Below are 18,654 nucleotides of genomic sequence, written 5' to 3' on the forward strand. Positions count from 1 at the left end.
TTACGCCCCCTTCCGCGCCGCTCGTTCCATCCGTTTGATTTCGTCAACCGGAATATGGTAGCCATCATCGTCTTCAAATGAGCGGAGAATCAATCCAAGCACAATGAACAACGCACCAACGATAGCCAACGCAAACCACTTGAACACAAGGCCGAACCCGGCGACGAAAAACGCCACCGACATCCAAAACGGGCGTCCTGAGTTGCTTGGCATATGGATCGGCTTCAAGTCTTCTTCTTTCACGTGGAAGCCGCCATATTTTTTCTTCATCACCCAATAGGCATCCACATCTTCGACAACCGGCGTCACCGGGAAATTGTAATGCACCGGCGGCGACGCGGTCGCCCACTCGAGCGTCCGCCCGTTCCACGGGTCGCCGGTCATGTCGCGCTCGCCGTAGCGGGCGCTGTAATAAATGTTGTAACAAAGCACGATAAACCCGATGCCCATCAACACCGCCCCGACCGTCGCGACGACGTTGAGCGGCGTCCAGCCGAGACCAGCCGAGTACGTGTACATGCGGCGCGTCATCCCCATCAACCCGAGGAAATACATCGGGAAGAAGCAGATGTTAAAGCCGATCATAAACAGCCAAAACGTCCATTTGCCGAGCCGCTCGTTTAAAATATGGCCAAACATTTTCGGATACCAGTAATGCAAGCCAGCAAAGCAGGCGAACACCGTACCCGCGATCAACACGTAATGGAAGTGGGCGATGAGAAAATAGCTGTTATGGTATTGATAATCGGCCGCGGCCATTGCCAGCATCACACCTGTCACGCCGCCGATGACAAAGTTCGGAATGAACGCCAGCGACCAAAGCATCGCCGTTGTAAAACGAATTTTCCCTTTTCGGATCGTAAACAGCCAGTTGAAAATTTTCACCCCGGTCGGGATCGCGATCGCCATCGTCGTGATCGAGAAGGCAGAGTTCACTGCCGGCCCTGCGCCCATCGTAAAGAAGTGGTGCACCCAAACGATAAAGCTCAGGAACGCAATGCCGACGATCGAACCGACCATGGCCTTATAACCAAACAAGCGTTTTTGGGCAAACGTGCTGACGACCTCCGAGAAAATGCCGAACGAAGGCAAAATGACGATATACACTTCCGGGTGACCCCAAATCCAGAACAAGTTCGCCCAGAGCATTGACATGCCGCCATTGGCCATCGTGAAAAATTGCGTGCCAAATACGCGGTCGAACGTCATTAATGCCAAGGCGACGGTCAATACCGGGAAGGCGAAAATAATAAGCACGCACGTAATGAGAATCGTCCACGTAAACATCGGCATGCGCATCAACGTCATGCCTGGCGCGCGCATTTTTAAAATCGTGACAAGGAAGTTGATCCCGGTCATCAATGTTCCGATCCCGGAAATTTGTAAAGCGACGGCGTAATAGTTGTTGCCGACGCCATGGCTGAATTCGTTGCCGGCAAGCGGGAAGTACGCCGTCCAACCGGCATCCGGCGATCCGCCGATGACGAACGAAATGTTAAACAGCAACGCACCGAAGAAAAAGAGCCAAAAGCTTAACGCATTCAAATATGGAAACGCGACGTCGCGCGCCCCGATTTGCAGCGGAACGACAATGTTCATCAAACCGATGATGAACGGCATCGCCATAAACAAGATCATAATCGTCCCGTGCGTCGTAAAAATTTCATTGTAGTGCTGGGCATCAAGAAATTTCATATTCGGAGCCGTCAGCTGCGCCCGCATCAAAAGCGCATCGACGCCGCCGCGGAAGAGCATCAAAACTGCGCAAATAATGTACATGACGCCGATTTTTTTATGGTCGACGGTAGTGAGCCATTCGTTCCACAGCCATTTCCATTTTTTAAAATACGTCAAGACGAACACAATGCCGATTATCGTTAAAACGATCGCGACATCAGCCGCGTAAATGAGCGGCTCTCCGGTTACGAAAAACTCGCTCCATTTCATCTTTCGCTCCTCCTTTCCTACTCCCCATGATGGTGACCGTTTGTCATCGTTTCATCATGTTGATCGTCATTTTTCATTGGCTTTCCATCTCCATGATGGCTGTTCTGTTTCGCATGGTCAATCCATTGCAAGTGGGTGTTCGAAAACGTCATTCGCCCAACAAGCCCCGGTTTTAAAATTTGTGTGTATTTTTCCTCATCGAGCTTCGGGGCGGTTTGTTTCACTTCATTTATCCATTTGCGGAAGTCCGTTCCCGTTTGGGCGACAACCTCAAATTCCATATGTGCGAACTTTTCCCCGGAAAAGTTGGCGCTCCGCCCCATATACGATCCTGGTTTATCAGCTTGTAAAATCAGCTCTGTCTCCATGCCGTCCATCGCATATTTTTGTCCGCCTAGCTCCGGCACCCAAAACGAATTCATCGGTCCGACGGACGTGAGCTTGAATTTGACCGGCACACCGGCCGGAATATGGACGTAGTTGACCGTTTCAATGTTTTCTTCCGGATAGCTGAAAATCCATTTCCAGTTCGCCGCCGTCACATGAATCGTGATCGGTTTCACGTTCTCGGTCGGCGGCTTTTCCAACGCAAACGTCGCCTTCACTGTTGGAACAGCGAGCGCAGCGACAATCAAAATCGGAATGGCCGTCCAGACGACTTCAAGCAACGTGTTTCCTTCCTCATCCGGCGGCTCATAGCCGGCATTTTCCGGCTTCTCGCGATAACGAATGAGAAAAACGGCAAACAACGTAAATACAACAACAATAATGAACAACATAAAGCCGACAGACCACATGATCAAATCATACTGCATGCGCGCCACCGGCCCTTGCGGATTGAGCACGGCCGTGCGCTCCACGCAGCCCCCAAGCAAAAACAAAAACGGCAAAACCAGCACCGCGCGCCATCTCGCCCGTTTCATCGCTATCGGTCCTCCCTCTTCTGCCCCAACCATTTCGGGGCCTTCCATGCATTTTCTTTTGTCTCTACCATATCAAAATTGAAAATGTTTGAAACGAATGAGCGAAAAAGTTCATAAATCAGCAAAACATTTGTCACAAACTGTTCAATCATTGTTCAACAAATCGCCACTTGTTTTCCTCGTTTAGGGAAATATTGATGAGAAAGGAGAGTTGCGGAAAAGCCCGCCATAAAACAAGACAGCTGAATTCTTTATGAAAAAGAACCCAGCTGTCCTTCGTTCGTTTGAATGGCATATCCTTGTTGCTGCAACTGTTTACGAATGCGTGGGTTTAACGTTTGCCACATCCATTGTTCATACAACGCCTTTTTCTCTCCAGGCAATAAATAGTAGTGTCGGCCGGCCTGGCGGCGCGCCCGCTCGGTGACATCATAGAGCGCTAACGCAGCGGCGACGGAAATGTTAAAGCTTTGCACAAAGCCGTACATCGGAATGACAAACGTTCCGTCCGCCAAGCGGAGCGCCTCTTCCGACACGCCGCTATGCTCGTTGCCAAACAACAGCGCTGTCGGTTGGGACAGATCGATGTCGGAAACCGGAATCGTCCCCTCACCAAGATAGCTTGCATACACTTGATACCCTTGACTTTTCAAATCGGCAATGGCCGTTTTGATATCTGGCTTATGGTGGAGCGTCAGCCACTGATCGGCATAGCGCGTCACAAGCCGGTTCGGCGAAAACGGCGCCTTTCCCGTCACGATATGAACGTCTTGAACGCCAAACGCTTCAGCCGTCCGCAGCACCGCCGCTTGGTTATGCGGGTCATCGACCGCTTCGATCAAGACGGTAATATAGCGGGTGCGCTCATTCAAAACCTCATACATCCGCCGAAGCCGCCTTGGCAAAATCATTTCCCAAACCGGACGCGTCGATTCGGTGATCAGCCCTTCTTGCCGCAGCTGTTCCAAAAATGATGTCTCTTCCCGTTCTTCCACAACGCATCCCCCTTTCCAAGCCTAGCGTATTCTGTGTTTCCCATTGTACAAAATGACAGGATGCCAAGGCAATTCATGTATTTTTAAATACTATTCAGATTATTAAATATATAATAACTTGAAAATATTGCTCATTTACAACCTCTTTATCTATCGGTTAGTATTATAATGTAAGCGCTTCAAAAATACTTTTTCAAAAAATATTATTTATTATCAAGCTGTTTAACCTCGCCGAACAGCAAGAAGCGCCGAGCGCATTCGGCCGGCTGACAAAGCGCGGCATTCCGGGCGCGGCCTTGATCGCCACTGCGCTTGTCATGCTTGTCGGCGTATATTTGAACTACGTATCTGAAAAAGTGTTCCAATGGGTGACAAGCATCGCCACATTCGGCGCCATTTGGACGTGGGCGGTCATTTTGCTGTCCCAGCTGAAATTCCGCAAACAGTTGAGCGCGGAACAAGCACAACGTCTCACGTTCAAACTTCCGCTTTATCCGTACAGCTCATACGTGTCGCTTGCCTTTTTGATCGGCGTTGCCGCCCTAATGGCGTATTTCCCGGATACGCGCATCGCTTTGATCATCGGCCCAGCCTGGCTGCTGCTTTTGACAGCCGTATACTTCGCCAAAGGAATGCATCGTCGCCAGCATGGCCAAGCCGAAGAAAAGCAAGCTGGATGACAAGTCCGATCAAAAGAGAGGGTGTCCCCATCCTTGCGGGACACCCTCTTTATAAAACAAAAAGCAGGAAATGTGCAATCGCAGACGCCATCCTTCCGATCGGTGTATTTCCGTTTGGATCATGACTCGCTTTCATCCTTTCATTCATCAACCGCTATGTAGGCTTGGCGCGGATGATTGGGCTGATCCGGGTATTTTAAGCGGATTTTCCCTTCCTCCAGCAGCTTTCCTAAATAATTGTTGCGCAATCCATCCGGCGTTCGTTCGAGCAGCTCAGCCAGCTCTTTCAGGCGTAGCGGCCGCTCGCGGCATAACCGAATGATCAATTGTTCCATGACCGCTGGAGCCAACCGTTTTTTTCGCCGTGCCAATTCTGCCATCTTCCATAGCCGTTCGTCGATCGTTTCCCCTTTTTCGTTGCTGTCATGCATACTGATGTCGTTGTTTACGGAGCTAAGCAAGCTATTTACGAACTCCAGCCCATTATTTATAGAGTTCAACGTTCTATTTACGGAGTCAGGCTCGTTTTTTATGGAGTTCGACCTGCTGTTTACGGAGTTTTTGTTTATATTTACGGAGTTTTCTTCGTTGTTAACGGAGTTGGTGTCTATACTTACTAAGCTTAGTTCGTTAGTTATGAAGCTCTCGGTTTCCTGTCCGCTGTCCGGATCCAGCCATTCGGGTTCCGGCTGTTCCAGCTGTCCAGCCGGTTCTGTTTCCATTGTTGCGCTAATTTCAGCTGGAAATTGCAGCGGACACAACACAACGATTGTACGGTCTGGATTCGTTTGCTGCGAGATATCGACCGGACAGACAAGCGCCTGTTCCTGCATATCACACATTCGCTTAAGGCCCGATCCCGCGCGTTTGCATACGTCGATCAGCAAAAACATTTTAAAAATATTCGGGTTGCGCAAATTGCTTGTATGCCCCGCCATTGCCGCTTCAATCGGGATGCGAAACCGTCCCGGGTTGGCAAAGCGAAATGAACGATCCTCTTTTTCGACGGTGATGCCGCCTTCCTCCCCATAATCGGCATGAACGATGGCATTCGCAAGCGCCTCGCCAAGCAGAGCGCGCCCTTCATCCGCCCAAACGTGACGCTCCAGCTCAGCCAACACGCGAAAATAAAAATCGTAAATGTTGCCCGACCATGTGCCGTCTTGTGATGTGAACCGCTTCGTCCATCCTGCCGCTTCACCGTCAGCGTGCTCTCGATATTCCAAAAAGTATTGCGGCAGCACCTCGGTGATGATCCGCTCCTCACTGAACATCAACAATCCCGCGAGCGTCAGCCCTTCTTTGCTGCTGTCGCGCAGCTTGCCCCACGCGCCGATTTTGTATAAAAATTCTTTTGTCTCGAGCCCGTTCCATGGATGGCCCGGTTTCACCCGAGCAAACCTCTCGCGGTAATGGCTGACGGTCTCGAAATTGAGCTCACTTAAGCTGTAATGCTCTAAAATCAGGCTGTCTGCCAGCGCATGGGGGCGTTCATGAAACGAATTTGTATATTTATTCACTCCCGATCTTCCTTTGACGTTATTTTTGCAAAACAGTTTGATTCCCTTTTTCTATTGTACCATCTTTCCTTCTCCTTGCGGATAGTTGCCAAAAAAAGAAAACGGTTGTGGATATGTGGAATAGTTCGCCCGATAAAAGGAAAACTACAGAAGACAACATTGACATGCAAGGAGGAGGTCATCATGTCGTCCCTTCCTTCCACCGTAGAGCCTTACTGGCGCGACTCCGTTTCGCTTCCGTCGTTTCCGAAACTCGATGCGGACATTTCCGTCGACGTCGCAGTCATCGGCGGCGGCATTTCCGGGATTACAACAGCGTATTTGCTGTCGGCGCAAGGGGCGCGCGTCGCCCTTCTGGAAGCCGACCGGCTCCTGAACGGCACGACCGGCCATACGACAGCGAAAATCACCGCCCAGCACGATCTCGTCTATGATGAATTTCTTAACCATTTCGGTGCAGAAAAGGCGCGGCTCTATTATGACGCCTGCATGGACGCACTCCAGTTTATCCGCCGCACGATCGAAGAACAACAAATAGACTGCGACTTTTGCGAGCAAGATGCCTATATTTATACGACGTCTTCCTCTTCTTTCCAAAAACTAGTGAAAGAATGGGAAGCGTACGAACGGCTCGGCATTGACGGCGCCTTCGTTGAGTCGATCCCGCTCCCGCTGCCGGTGGCGGCAGCGGTCGTGATGAAGAGGCAGGCGCAATTTCATCCGCTCAAATATTTGGCCAAGCTCGTCGATTCGATCACACAGGCTGGTAGCGCCATTTACGAACACACACCAGCGGCGGATATTGAACAAGGAAAAAGGATGACAGTCATTACGCGAGACAAAAAACGGGTTGAGTGCGACCATGTCGCCGTCTGTTCTCACTTTCCGTTTTACGACGGCGGGTTTTACTTTTCGCGCATGTACGCTGAACGGTCGTACGTATTGGGAGTGACGATCACGGAACCGTACCCGGGCGGCATGTATTTAAGCGCCGATGAACCGAAACGCTCGATCCGCTCCGCAACGGCAGGCAGCGAGACGCTTATCCTGATTGGCGGCGAAAACCATAAAACCGGCCAAGGCGTGCCGACGATGCGTCATTACGAGGCGCTGTCCTCGTTCGCTTCGCAGCTGTTTACGGTGAACGACATCCGTTACCGTTGGTCCGCCCAAGATTTGACGACGCTGGACAACGTGCCGTACATCGGCCCGATGACGGCAGGGACGCCAAACATTTATGTCGCGACAGGGTACCGGAAGTGGGGGATGACGAACGGGACGGTCGCCGGGATGCTTTTGTCTGACCTCATCCTCGACCGCGACAACCGATACCGCGACTTGTACTCCCCGTCGCGCTTTTACGCTGATCCAAGCATGAAGCAGTTTTTCACGACAAACCTTGACGTCGCCAAACATTTGCTGGTTGGAAAGATCGAACCGGTTGTCCGCCGGCCGCAAGATTTGGCGCATGGCGAAGGGGCGGTTGTCTCGGTCAACGGAAAGCGGGCTGGCGCCTATAAGGACGAAGCCGGGGGACTCCATGTCGTTGACACGACGTGCACTCATATGGGTTGCGAGCTGGAGTGGAACAGCGGCGACCGGACATGGGACTGCCCATGTCATGGCTCGCGCTTCTCGATCGATGGCGATGTGATCGAAGGACCGGCGAAACAGCCGCTCGCGCGCATTGAACTTGATGACGCGAAGTGAGGCGCTGACGCAGGACGGCGGCGCGTGCAGAACATCGTCGCAATCGGCATGTCGACCTTGAGTTCCAATGGGGGTTGGGAGCGTATGTTCCTAACCCCCTTATCGTTTTCATTTGCCGATGGCGCATTTCGTGATAAGATGAAAATTAGAGTGGACTGCATGTTGTATGATGTTTTCGGGAGGGATGACGCATGGACCTTGAACCGATTTTTCTCACCCCTGTCTTCCAAGAACGGATTTGGGGCGGCACGAAGCTCGCCGAACGATTCGGCTACGACATTCCGTCTTCGCAAACCGGGGAATGCTGGGCGGTGTCCGCCCATCCGCACGGGCAGACGGTCGTCGCCCGCGGACCGTTTGCCGGGATGACGCTCGGACAATTATGGGAGGAACGCCGCGATTTGTTCGGCCACTTCCCGTCTGACCGCTTCCCGCTGTTGACCAAAATTTTAGACGCCAACGCCGACTTGTCCGTCCAAGTCCACCCGGACGATGAATACGCCAAAACGCATGAAGGCGGAGAGCTCGGCAAAACGGAATGTTGGTACATCATCGATTGCAAGCCGGGCGCCCAGTTGATTTACGGCCATTATGCAGAAACGAAAGGAGAGCTGCGCGCGATGATGGAAGCGGGGGAATGGGATCGTTTACTTCGGAAAGTGCCGATCCGCCCCGGCGACTTCTTCTATGTCCCGAGCGGCACGATCCACGCCCTTTGCGAAGGGACGCTCGTCCTTGAGACGCAGCAAAGCTCAGATACAACCTACCGCGTCTACGACTACGACCGTGTCGACAGCCAAGGGCGGAAGCGCGAGCTTCATCTTGACAAAGCAATAGATGTCACGACTGTCCCGCACCGCGACATCGACATCCGCCCCCATGTCGCCGAATTCCCGGGCGCGACTGTGACGACATTCGTGGAAGGCGACTACTTCGGCGTCCAAAAATGGGACGTCCGCGGCGCGTTCGAATCAGAGCAGGCAAAACCGTTTCTCATCGTCAGCATCCTCGAAGGCGAAGGCGAGCTTGTCCGCAAAGGACAGACATACTTGCTTCGCCGGGGCGACCATTTCATTTTGCCGCATCAATTCGGCCGTTTCACCATTCGCGGCTCCCTCCAGGCGATCGCGTCGTGGCCACGGAAAGGCAAATAAACGCGGGTGTCCCAAAGGTTCGGGACACTCGTTCTCATTGCCATAAGCAGCAAAATGACCAAATTGTGTTCGATTTAAGGGGCGTCGCCTTTTTGGGTCAGCCCCTTCTTTTTGTCGAAAATATTAACGGGGGGATTGTTTTCCTAGTTGGCCAAGACGGTATACGTACGCAATATGCCGCGCCGTTTGCGTCACATACTGTTCCGCCTGCTCGAACGCTTTCTCAAGCGGAATGACGCCGGGAACAATTGTAAAGAGGGCGTCAATGCCATGGTCTAAGACGACCGCACTGTCGTCGCCTAACGAACCGGCGATGCCGATGACCGGGACGCCGAACTGCTTCGCCGTTTTGGCGACACCGATCGGCGTTTTTCCGAATATCGTCTGTCCGTCGATCCGTCCTTCACCGGTAATGACTAAATCGGCGCCTTTGACGCGCTCTGCGAGCTGAACCGTCTCGATCACAATCTCCACACCGCGCTTTAGCTCGGCCGGGAGAAACGCGAGCAGTCCCGCTCCCAAGCCTCCGGCCGCGCCGGCGCCGGGAATGTCGCCGACTTGTTTGCCGAGTTCGCGGCTGATGACGTCGGCATAGTGCGCCAAGTTCTGGTCGAGAACCGCGACCATATCCGGTGTCGCCCCCTTTTGCGGGCCGAAAATGGCGGACGCTCCGTTCGGACCGGTAAGCGGGTTGTCGACGTCGCACGCCACGTCAATGCGGACTCCCCCAAGACGCGGGTCGAGACCGGAAAGGTCAATCGCATGCAAATCGGCCAGCGCGCCGCCGCCCGGACCGATGTCGCAGCCGTCTTCATCCAAAAGCCTTCCCCCGAGCGCCTGCACCATGCCGGCCCCACCGTCGTTCGTCGCGCTGCCGCCAATGCCGATGATGAGGTGGGTGGCACCGGCATCCAGCGCTGCAAGGATCAACTCCCCTGTCCCTCGCGTCGTCGTCACCAATGGATTGCGCCGGTCGCGCGGGACAAGGTGCAGCCCTGAGGCGGCGGCCATCTCAATCACCGCCGTCTTCCCATCGCCAAGCAAACCAAAAAACGCCCGCACCGGCTCGCCGAGCGGCCCGGTCACTTCCGTTTCGACGATGAGGCCGCCGGTCGCATCAACGAGCGACCGCACCGTCCCTTCCCCGCCGTCGGCCATCGGCACCTTAACGTATTCCGCCTCCGGAAACACCGTGCGAAACCCACGCTCGACCGCCTCGGCGACTTCGAGCGCAGAAAGGCTTTCTTTAAATGAATCAGGAGCAATAACGATTTTCATTCTTTTTCCCTCCTCATGTGTCAAATTTTGTGGAAAAAAAGCGAAAAACAATGCCATTTTGTCTATTTTCACAATTATGTATATAGTACTATAATAGATATAACCATATGTTCGTTTGTTCCAATTGGGAACATGTTGATTCTATAAAAAAGACGGTTTCCAAATTCACCGTTCGCCATCGTCTGCTATAATCCGTATTTTTGCTGAAAGCCACTGGCATGTGAGCGGTCTTCCTCTTTTTGGAATCACTTCATCAACGACGAAGTTGTCAGAGGTCAGATTTATAGGAGAGAGAGCCGAGATGTTACTCCGAGCACGACCGATTATTTTTGCTGTTTTTTCCGCGTCCATTGCTGTTGTGTTTGTGTCAAAGCCGCCTTTCTTCGATCGCACCTATGTCATCGCTTTGCTGTTTTATTGGCTGTTTTCCAGCTTGTATTCACACTTGCGCGTCATAGACAAAACGAAAAACAATATTCCCGTTGATTACGGCATTAACTACAGTTTATCCTTCTGCTTATTTGCCGGCCCGTTCGGGCTGTTTATCTTTGAAGCGTTGTTTCGCTTGACTGAACATATAGCCAAAAAATATTTGAAAACAGCGGAACCCGATGAATGGCTGCACACATTGTACAACATTGGTTCGTTTGTGACGTTCAATTCGCTCGCGTTTGCCTTATACGATCTCCTTGGTCCGCTGTTTCAGTCTATTCCGTTCATTGGCTTCTGGCTGCTTTTATTCCTGCTCGTCATCGTCGTTTCCTTTTTGACTGACTGTTGCCTGATCATCATTTTTTATATAACCGGCGACATTCAGACACAGCGCGAGGCGTTGGATTTTATTAAGACGAGAAGCTGGATGGACATGGGAAAAACGGCGCTGACAAACGGTCTGTTATTTCTCTTTTTGCAAGAACAGCGGTGGGATATGCTTTTGAGCTTATTTTTGCTGAATTACTTCGTCAGCCGCTCGTTTTTTTCCAAATCGCAAAGCATCCAGCATAAACTAGAACGCGACCACTTCGAAAAAATGGCCTACACCGACTTTTTGACCGGCATCCATAACCGCGCCTACATGGATCAAACGATCGCCAAGCTAAACGGATCCGGTGAATGGATTGGCGTCGTCGTCGCCGATATCGACAATTTTAAAACGATCAACGACACGTATAACCATGCCGTCGGCGACGAGGTGATCCGCCATTTCGCCTCAACCTTGAAACAGTTTCTCAAAGAGGGCGATTTTTTGTTCCGCAGCGGCGGTGAAGAATTTACGATGTTTTTGCGTAATCGCACGTTTGAAGAGAGCGTCCGGCTTGTCGAGGAGATTCGAGAAGCAGTGCGCCGCAGCACCGTGTTGGTCGATTATATGGCGGCGAAACGTCCCATTGCCTATACGTCGTCGTTCGGTCTTTACTTTTGTCAAGCAGAAGGAACGATGTCAATTGAAAAAGCGTACATTTATGCCGACCATTTATTGCTCCGTTCGAAAGAAAGCGGCAAAAATAAAGTATCAGCCCAATGCGGGGGAGTTGCATAAATTAGGCGGCTCTCCCTTGACTTTTCCTTAGCGCAACCTAAGGTGAAGCAGTTCAATTAGTAAATAAACGGAAATTTCCCTTACTTATGATACGGTTCCCCGCGGTTAATGCGAAACGCACGATAAATCTGCTCGAGCAAAATGAGGCGCATCAGCTGGTGTGGAAACGTCATTTTCGAAAACGACAGCGTCTCATCGGCGCGCGCCATCACTTGTTTGCTTAAGCCAAGCGAGCCGCCGATGACGAACACCACTTTGCTTTTGCCGTAGGTGGCGAGCTCATCGAGACGGGCGGCGAATTGCTCGGACGATTTCATCTTCCCTTCAATCGCGAGCGCGATGACGTGGGCGTCATGCGGAATTTTCGCCAGCAGCCGTCCTCCCTCGCGCTCTTTGATTTGTTCCTCCTCAAGTTCGCTCGCCCGCTCCGGCGTTTTTTCATCAGCGACTTCGATGATGTCGATTTTGGCGTATGCGGACAGACGCTTTGTATATTCATTAATTCCAGCGATTAAATATTTTTCCTTCAATTTACCCACAGCGACAATGGAAATATGCACAAACAACCCCTGCCTTATAAACAACTTATCAACAAGATTTATCCACATATACACAACACATATCCACATGTTGTGAAAAAACTGTTATCCTCCTACGACATATACAGCTTGTTTCGAGCAAAAACAGCACTGTTTTTCGCTGTTGTCCACAGGCAGGAGATCCGGCGCCTGTTCCGTTTCATCTACATATTGATCAATGGCGATGTCGACATGTTCTTCACATGTGAATATCATCATTCTCGCCCCTTTCCTTGTGGAAAAAAGAAGGAGCGTTTCCGCTCCCTCCATCCGCTTTCGTTTAATACGACTCGCGCGCCAGCTTCATCGTGACCGTGCGTTTTTTCCCATCACGATAAAACGTGACTTCCATCCGGTCACCGATCGATTTTTTCGTATACAAATATTTGCGCAAATCAAGCACGTTGCGGATTTTTTGGCCGTCAAGCGCCACGATGACATCAAACTGTTTTAAGCCCGCCTGTGCGGCCGGCGACATCGGCACGACTTGAATGACCGCCGCTCCTTCCGTTACGTTCGGCGGCAAATGGAGCGTCGCCTGCAAATGGTACGATGGGATGTCGCTCAGCGAGCGAAGTTCAACGCCCATATACGGACGGCGCACTTGTCCGTATTTTTCCAAGTCCGAAATGATCGGAATGGCCGTGTTGATCGGGATCGCGAACCCGATGCCTTCAACCGCCTCTTGGGCGATTTTCATCGAGTTGATGCCGATGACTTGCCCTTTGATATTGACGAGAGCGCCGCCGCTGTTGCCCGGGTTGATCGCCGCATCTGTCTGCAATACTTCTGCATTCCAGTCTGGAGCGCCGTCTTGGTCCAAATCGACTTCAACCGTCCGGTTCGTTCCGGAAATAATGCCTTGTGTCACCGAGCCGGCAAACTGCAAGCCGAGCGGGTTGCCGATGGCAATGACCGGCTCGCCTGGCTTCACTGTATCGGAGTTGCCGAACTGGGCGACTTTTTTCACATGCTTCGCGTCAATTTCCAAGACGGCTAAATCCATAAGCACATCGCTGCCCAGCAACTTCGCCGGCACTCTCGTCCCATCTTTGAGGCTCACTTCGAGCTGACTGGCGTTTTCAACAACATGATGGTTCGTGACGATAAACGCCCGGCCTCCCGCTTTCTTGTAAATGACGCCCGATCCGACGCCAGCCTCGCCTCCTTGCGACCAGAAGCTGGCTTCTTGAATGTTGACAACGCCGACAACCGCATCCGACACTTGGTCGATCGCCTTTGTCACCGCCGTCGTCACATCTACGGAAACACTCTGCCGAATCGGTGGAGTTCCATTTTCCTCTGTTTTTGGCTCTTCCTCTGCTCTTTGATTCGGCACAACATCATACGGGAGGATATCCCAACGGGAAAGCGCCGGAATGGACATGAGGACGAGCAGCCCTCCTAACACGGCGCCGACAAGCGCGGAAACAAACGATCCGCTGCGCCGCTTCCTCCTCGTTTGTTCGTACGGCTCATAATGGTCGTCGTAGTATCCCATGCTCACCCTCCTTTCCACATTCGTCTCCATCCCTCATTATAATCATGAACAGGAGAAAAAATCCAACAAATGTGTCTCCCTCAGTTTCGGCAAAACGGGCTTTATACATACGCTAGTGCCGTCGCCCGACGCGGATCGGTATCATACAAACGAAAGCGGGCGCCGACCGCTAAGCCTTTCTGTTCCAACACTTGCGTCACGGTCATGCGCGCCAGCTCTTTCATATTGTTATCTTGGCTCAAATGGGCCAAATAAATTTGCTTTGTCCGGTCGCCGATCACGTCAGCAAGCGCCAAACCCGCTTCCTCATTCGAAATATGGCCGACATCGCTTAAAATGCGGCGCTTGACGCTCCATGGATATCTCCCCATCCGCAGCATGCCGACGTCATGATTGCTTTCAAACACGAACACATCCGCGTTTTCAATCGTCTTTTTGATCCGCTCGCTCACATAGCCGGTATCGGTGAGCAACGCAAGCTTTTTCCCTTCATAGTGGAAAACGTAAAACATCGGCTCGGCGGCGTCGTGAGAGACGCCGAACGATTCGACGTCAACATCGCCGAACGTCCTTACCGCGCCGAGCGGAAAGACAAATTTTTGCTCGGGCGGAATGTCGCCGACCGCTTGTTCCATCGCCCGCCACGTTTTTTCATTGGCATACACCGGCAGCCGATACTTGCGGGCAAGCACCCCGAGCCCTTTAATATGGTCGCTATGTTCATGGGTGACAAGCAGCGCATCAAGCTGCTTTGGATGGCGGCCGATCTCAGCAAACAACTCCTCAAGCTGCTTGCCGCTCAAACCGGCGTCAACAAGCAGGCGCTGGCGGTCTGTCTCAATGTAAAAGGCGTTGCCGGTGCTGCCGCTGGCCAGCACACTAAATCGCATCGTCATGTTCTTTCACTCCAGCACATTTCCTTGATCATTGATCACTTGCCCTTCAAACGCATTGACGAAATAGTCTTCCTTCCGATTGACAACAATATGCCAAGTTGGAGTCAACACTTGGGATGCAGTAAATTGAACAAGCCCGTAATAGCCAAGCTCCACTTTTGTGACGCGGTCGCCCGGCTGCAAATGCCCTTTTCGGTACAACGTCTCAATGGCTTTAATCGCCGGGACGATATCTTGCTTCCGCTCGTACTTTTCCAAGTCGCTGAGCATCGTCTGTTCATACGACAGCGCTTCCCGTCTCCCGTTGACATGGATGACGAGCTTGCTGTTTTCATTGCCGTAAATCATCTTACCGTCATACACTTGGTAGCAGGTCAAGATTCCTTGTTTTTCATCAAACGACCAAAAGGCATATTGCCCGCCGCCGATGATGTAGCGCTGCAAAAACTCACGCAACTGGTATGGATCGTCAATCGGCAGCGCAACCGGATCGATGAACGTCCCTTTGACTTTCGTTTCTCCTTCGATTTTCACTTTTTGCCCGGGCAGCTTTTTTACATCCGCCATGGTGAATGAGCGGCTTTTGCCGCTGACATACGCCGCTTTCGTCACTTCTTTCGGCAGATCCACATACGTAATGCCGTTCGCCTCAAGCTGCTCTTCAATCGTCGTTTCCAAAATGACATCGAGCTGGCTGCTGTTTCGTTTTTCCATAAACTGATAGCCTAAAAAGCAGTCGAGGATGAGGAACACGATAATAAAAATCGTCTTCGTTTTACTCCAGTCCATTTGTTCCCCCTCCTCCCGCCTCATCGCTCGTGTCCACCTTTTTCCACGTTTGTCCGTACAAGTAGAACCATGCCGGTTCAAGGCGGATGACTTTTTCCCGCTCGGGATCTTTGATGAGCTCATAGCCGATGGCGATATCTTTGATGAGCGATTTGCGAACGCCTTTCGTCTGTTCGAACCAGTTGACGACCTCATGGCCGGACGGCAGCGTTTTTGGTGTGCGGTTGCGATCCGCGATTTCAAGGCGGAAGAGCGGACGCTGGTATTTCATCAAATCGGACGCTCCCCACGTCTCCACGATTTCTGACATGCCGTATTCATTAAAGACTGGATAGCCGTTGACGACAAGCCGGAACGTGACTTTTCGATCCTCCTCGCTCCAGCGGGCGAAATGATACAGATCCGTCCAACCGCCATGCTCATTGACGAAATCAATGCTTTTTTGGATGATATGGGTTTCTTGCTCTGTTTGTCCCATATTCGAGACGCGCGCCGCTGGATTCACATACAGCAGCATCCGTTGAAGAAAATCGACGTCCATCAGCCGCGAACCGTCTGTATATTCTTCGCCAAACGGAATCAAATCTTTTTTGACAAAGCTTGGATCGCTAAAGAGCGCTTCTTTAAACTTGTCTGCGTCCAGCTCGTCGGTATAATATTGCAGACTGCTGAGCACCACTTCTTTTTCCGGCAAATACAACTGCTTCGTTTCGCTGACCGGATAAGCGAAATAACGCGGAAAATGGCTCGTTTCTTTCGCCAGCCGGCCGATCGCCGATAAGGAGGCATCGCTGGCAATCGCTTTGTAAATTTTGCGCTTGTCGGTCGCGATGAAGTAGATGGGGAACTCGTCCTTCCCGCCGAGCGGGACGAGCAGGCGGTCAAACGCCAAGCCGTCGAGCCCCCTGTCATCGATCGTGAAAATCAATCGGTATATGTCGATCGGCACCTCATCGGGGTAAATGATCTCAAGCCGCTCTTTGCCATTTAAAAACGATAAAAACTTCCCTTGCGGAACAGAAGACGAAACATCTTCGAAATCGTCAAGCGTCCATCTTCTCATTTCTTTCAGCACTTCATTTTTCTCTTCGTCTTTCGTCACAGCATAGGGGACGCCGTTTTTATGAATGAGAATCTGCTTTGGCTGCACGACCATCGCTGTATCCACTTGCGTATTGCTCACGGAGACGTGTTGAATGTATTCGTCGTTTTGCAACACGTCGTATTTCGGATGATATGTCCATAAGGCAAACGTTAAGGTAATGCTGATGAGCACAAGCAACGTCAACACGATGGTTTTGATCGTTTCATACATCGCACCAGTCATCCTTTTGCTCGCGTTCTAGCGGCAGCGTAAAATAAATCGTCGTCCCTTTATGTTCTTTGCTTTCCGCCCAAATCGTTCCGCCATGGGCGAGCACGACTTCTTTGGCAATGGCCAGCCCAAGCCCCGTACCGCCCAATTTGCGCGACCTGGCCTTGTCGACCCGGTAAAACCGCTCAAAAATTTTCGCCAAATCGGCCTTCGGGATGCCGACCCCTTCGTCGCTGACGCTGACAATCATTTCATCAGAAAGTTTGCGGACGCGAAATGTAATCGTCCCGCCTTGCGGAGAGTATTTCAAAGCGTTCGAAATAATGTTATCTAACACTTGCGTAATTTTATCTTCATCAACTTCAATAAAAATCGCCTCGCGCGGAATTTTGCGAACGAACCGGATGTTGTCGCTTTTCGTCAACTCAAATCGGTCAATGACTTTATGGAAATAGGCTGAAAAATTGATCCACGTTTTCTTCAGCTTGTAGTCTTTGCTGTCGAGCTTGGACAGATGGAGCAAGTCGTTGACGAGCCGAATCATCCGTTCCGTTTCATTTTGCACGACTTGAATGAACCTCGGCGCGATGTCTTTATCTTGCCAAGCGCCGTCAGCGAGCGCTTCTAGGTAGCTTTTCATCGTGGTGAGCGGCGTGCGCAATTCATGCGACACATTGGCGACAAACTGCCGCCGCTCGCGGTCGATTTTTTCCTGTTCGGTAATGTCGTGCAAAACGACGATCAACCCGTTGACAAATCCGCCCTCTTTTTGAATCACCGACAACGACGCGCGCAAAATATATAGTTCCTCATCCGTGCTGAAATCTAAAATGAGCGAATCGCGCTCCTCAAGCAGCGTTTCAAACGTATACTGGTCGGCAATGCCAAGCACGTCGACGATCGAACTCGACAGCACTGTTTCACGTGAAACATTCAAAATGTTTAACGCTGCATCGTTAATGAGAATGACGCGCCCGCGACGGTCGGTCGCAATGACGCCATCCGTCATATGCGTCAAGACGGACTCGAGCTTGCGCCGTTCCCCTTCCGTCGTCGCCTGCGCTTCCTGCAGTTTTTTGGTCAGGTTATTGAACGTCATCGCCAATTGGCCGATTTCATCATAGCCGTACACTTTGACCTTGCGTGAGAAATCTCCCCTCGTCATCGCCAGCGCTTGCCGGCGCATATCGGAAATCGGCCGGGTGATCGTGCGCGACAAAAAAATGCCGAGCACGGCGGTAATGGCGAGAGCGATCCCCGTCCCGGTCGCCAAAATCATATTGATTTGCCGCATTTGCGAAAAGACGTTTTCCATCGAGGCGATGACGTAAATGACACCTTTGATTTCGCCGCTCGTTTTGATCGGAGTCGACGAAATGTACATGCGATGACCTGTTTTCGAATCGAGCAGCATCCGGTCGACGATTTCGCCGGTGACGAGGGAACGTTTTACATAAATCTCGGTCGTCCGCTTTCCGACGATGTTTTGCATATACGGATTGGATGTCGCAAGCACTTTCCCTTTCTCATCGATGACGCGCACTTCGGAAATGTCTTGGGAAACGAAATCATGAAGAAGCGAACGGATGTCTTCTTCCAATGTCGGGCTTTTTTCATCGCGCTCCCGATTCATCGCCTGCTCGACGTTATAGGCGAGCAAGGTCACCCGTTCGTTTAATGAGTTTTTAAAGTTCTGCACAAGCTCCGTTTCCAGCTTGCGAACGAAGTACACGCCGATGATTTGCATGGCAACGAGAATCAGTAATACATAAATGATGACAAACTTAAAATGAATCGAACGGAATGGACCTACTTTTTTCATGCTGGC

At 51.5% G+C, this 18,654-nt stretch carries 15 protein-coding genes and 1 pseudogene; 4 read left to right on the top strand and 12 right to left on the bottom strand.

Annotation, left to right across the window (positions count from 1 at the left end; genetic code table 11):
* The 3 genes from qoxB to QWV57_RS17585 all read right to left on the bottom strand — a co-directional run bounded on the left by qoxB (position 1) and on the right by QWV57_RS17585 (position 3,865).
* Positions 1-1,947 carry a cytochrome aa3 quinol oxidase subunit I gene (qoxB, locus tag QWV57_RS17575; protein WP_301100168.1) on the bottom strand — a complete coding sequence of 649 codons (1,947 nt, stop codon included), beginning with the start codon at positions 1,945-1,947 and terminating at the stop codon, positions 1-3.
* Positions 1,948-1,964: 17 nt separating this feature from the next.
* On the bottom strand, positions 1,965-2,876 hold the full coding sequence (gene qoxA / locus QWV57_RS17580; RefSeq protein ID WP_371198503.1) for a cytochrome aa3 quinol oxidase subunit II: 912 nt from the start codon (positions 2,874-2,876) through the stop codon (positions 1,965-1,967).
* Positions 2,877-3,121: 245 nt separating this feature from the next.
* Positions 3,122-3,865, bottom strand: coding sequence for a TrmH family RNA methyltransferase (locus QWV57_RS17585; protein ID WP_021321301.1), 744 nt, complete (start codon positions 3,863-3,865; stop codon positions 3,122-3,124).
* A gap of 218 nt (positions 3,866-4,083) precedes the next feature.
* On the opposite strand from QWV57_RS17585, the pseudogene QWV57_RS17590 reads away from it, so the two are divergent.
* Positions 4,084-4,545: pseudogene (locus QWV57_RS17590) on the top strand (amino acid permease); the annotation flags it as partial.
* A gap of 140 nt (positions 4,546-4,685) precedes the next feature.
* Here QWV57_RS17590 and QWV57_RS17595 read toward each other — a convergent pair.
* A complete protein-coding gene (locus QWV57_RS17595) occupies positions 4,686-6,065 on the bottom strand; it encodes a DUF8451 domain-containing protein (RefSeq protein ID WP_301100169.1) in 1,380 nt (459 codons plus the stop codon).
* 183 nt (positions 6,066-6,248) lie between these two features.
* Between QWV57_RS17595 and QWV57_RS17600 the strand changes: the two genes are divergently transcribed.
* Both QWV57_RS17600 and manA read left to right on the top strand, forming a co-directional pair.
* Positions 6,249-7,775: an FAD-dependent oxidoreductase gene (locus tag QWV57_RS17600; RefSeq protein WP_033004954.1), complete on the top strand. Its 1,527-nt coding sequence runs from the start codon at positions 6,249-6,251 to the stop codon at positions 7,773-7,775.
* A 191-nt stretch (positions 7,776-7,966) separates the two neighbouring features.
* Positions 7,967-8,929, top strand: coding sequence for a mannose-6-phosphate isomerase, class I (manA, locus tag QWV57_RS17605; protein WP_301100170.1), 963 nt, complete (start codon positions 7,967-7,969; stop codon positions 8,927-8,929).
* A gap of 123 nt (positions 8,930-9,052) precedes the next feature.
* Here the strand turns inward: manA and QWV57_RS17610 are convergent, their stop codons facing one another.
* On the bottom strand, positions 9,053-10,207 hold the full coding sequence (locus tag QWV57_RS17610) for a glycerate kinase (protein WP_301100171.1): 1,155 nt from the start codon (positions 10,205-10,207) through the stop codon (positions 9,053-9,055).
* 301 nt (positions 10,208-10,508) lie between these two features.
* Between QWV57_RS17610 and QWV57_RS17615 the strand changes: the two genes are divergently transcribed.
* Positions 10,509-11,747 carry a GGDEF domain-containing protein gene (locus tag QWV57_RS17615; RefSeq protein WP_013146692.1) on the top strand — a complete coding sequence of 413 codons (1,239 nt, stop codon included), beginning with the start codon at positions 10,509-10,511 and terminating at the stop codon, positions 11,745-11,747.
* 80 nt (positions 11,748-11,827) lie between these two features.
* Here the strand turns inward: QWV57_RS17615 and rlmH are convergent, their stop codons facing one another.
* From rlmH to walK, 7 genes are all read right to left on the bottom strand, one after another.
* Complete coding sequence (gene rlmH / locus QWV57_RS17620) at positions 11,828-12,307, bottom strand: 23S rRNA (pseudouridine(1915)-N(3))-methyltransferase RlmH (RefSeq protein ID WP_041468625.1); 480 nt, start codon at positions 12,305-12,307, stop codon at positions 11,828-11,830.
* Positions 12,308-12,391: 84 nt separating this feature from the next.
* On the bottom strand, positions 12,392-12,544 hold the full coding sequence (locus tag QWV57_RS17625) for a CxxH/CxxC protein (protein WP_083509335.1): 153 nt from the start codon (positions 12,542-12,544) through the stop codon (positions 12,392-12,394).
* 61 nt (positions 12,545-12,605) lie between these two features.
* Entirely contained in the window at positions 12,606-13,826 is a 1,221-nt protein-coding gene (locus tag QWV57_RS17630; protein WP_060788975.1) for a S1C family serine protease, read from the bottom strand.
* Positions 13,827-13,927: 101 nt separating this feature from the next.
* Entirely contained in the window at positions 13,928-14,722 is a 795-nt protein-coding gene (locus QWV57_RS17635; protein ID WP_013146695.1) for an MBL fold metallo-hydrolase, read from the bottom strand.
* 6 nt (positions 14,723-14,728) lie between these two features.
* Positions 14,729-15,511 carry a two-component system regulatory protein YycI gene (locus tag QWV57_RS17640; protein WP_013146696.1) on the bottom strand — a complete coding sequence of 261 codons (783 nt, stop codon included), beginning with the start codon at positions 15,509-15,511 and terminating at the stop codon, positions 14,729-14,731.
* Positions 15,498-16,826: a YycH family regulatory protein gene (locus tag QWV57_RS17645; RefSeq protein ID WP_015376121.1), complete on the bottom strand. Its 1,329-nt coding sequence runs from the start codon at positions 16,824-16,826 to the stop codon at positions 15,498-15,500. The genes QWV57_RS17640 and QWV57_RS17645 overlap by 14 nt, the downstream gene beginning before the upstream one ends.
* Positions 16,819-18,648, bottom strand: coding sequence for a cell wall metabolism sensor histidine kinase WalK (gene walK, locus QWV57_RS17650; protein ID WP_020754214.1), 1,830 nt, complete (start codon positions 18,646-18,648; stop codon positions 16,819-16,821). Before walK ends, QWV57_RS17645 begins: the two co-directional genes overlap by 8 nt.
* Between the last annotated feature and the right edge of the window lie 6 nt (positions 18,649-18,654).

The sequence above is a fragment of the Geobacillus zalihae genome (assembly GCF_030414215.1).
In the GTDB taxonomy this organism is placed as follows: Bacteria; Bacillota; Bacilli; order Bacillales; family Anoxybacillaceae; genus Geobacillus; species Geobacillus zalihae.

What these genes read in the sequence shown, in the direction of transcription:
- QWV57_RS17615 (WP_013146692.1), top strand. Translation starts at nt 10,509, where the DNA reads ATGTTACTCCGAGCACGACCGATTATTTTTGCTGTTTTTTCCGCGTCC.
- QWV57_RS17625 (WP_083509335.1), bottom strand. Translation starts at nt 12,544, where the DNA reads ATGATGATATTCACATGTGAAGAACATGTCGACATCGCCATTGATCAA.
- QWV57_RS17635 (WP_013146695.1), bottom strand. Translation starts at nt 14,722, where the DNA reads ATGACGATGCGATTTAGTGTGCTGGCCAGCGGCAGCACCGGCAACGCC.
- QWV57_RS17645 (WP_015376121.1), bottom strand. Translation starts at nt 16,826, where the DNA reads ATGTATGAAACGATCAAAACCATCGTGTTGACGTTGCTTGTGCTCATC.
- QWV57_RS17610 (WP_301100171.1), bottom strand. Translation starts at nt 10,207, where the DNA reads ATGAAAATCGTTATTGCTCCTGATTCATTTAAAGAAAGCCTTTCTGCG.
- QWV57_RS17600 (WP_033004954.1), top strand. Translation starts at nt 6,249, where the DNA reads ATGTCGTCCCTTCCTTCCACCGTAGAGCCTTACTGGCGCGACTCCGTT.
- QWV57_RS17640 (WP_013146696.1), bottom strand. Translation starts at nt 15,511, where the DNA reads ATGGACTGGAGTAAAACGAAGACGATTTTTATTATCGTGTTCCTCATC.
- manA (WP_301100170.1), top strand. Translation starts at nt 7,967, where the DNA reads ATGGACCTTGAACCGATTTTTCTCACCCCTGTCTTCCAAGAACGGATT.
- walK (WP_020754214.1), bottom strand. Translation starts at nt 18,648, where the DNA reads ATGAAAAAAGTAGGTCCATTCCGTTCGATTCATTTTAAGTTTGTCATC.
- QWV57_RS17630 (WP_060788975.1), bottom strand. Translation starts at nt 13,826, where the DNA reads ATGGGATACTACGACGACCATTATGAGCCGTACGAACAAACGAGGAGG.
- qoxB (WP_301100168.1), bottom strand. Translation starts at nt 1,947, where the DNA reads ATGAAATGGAGCGAGTTTTTCGTAACCGGAGAGCCGCTCATTTACGCG.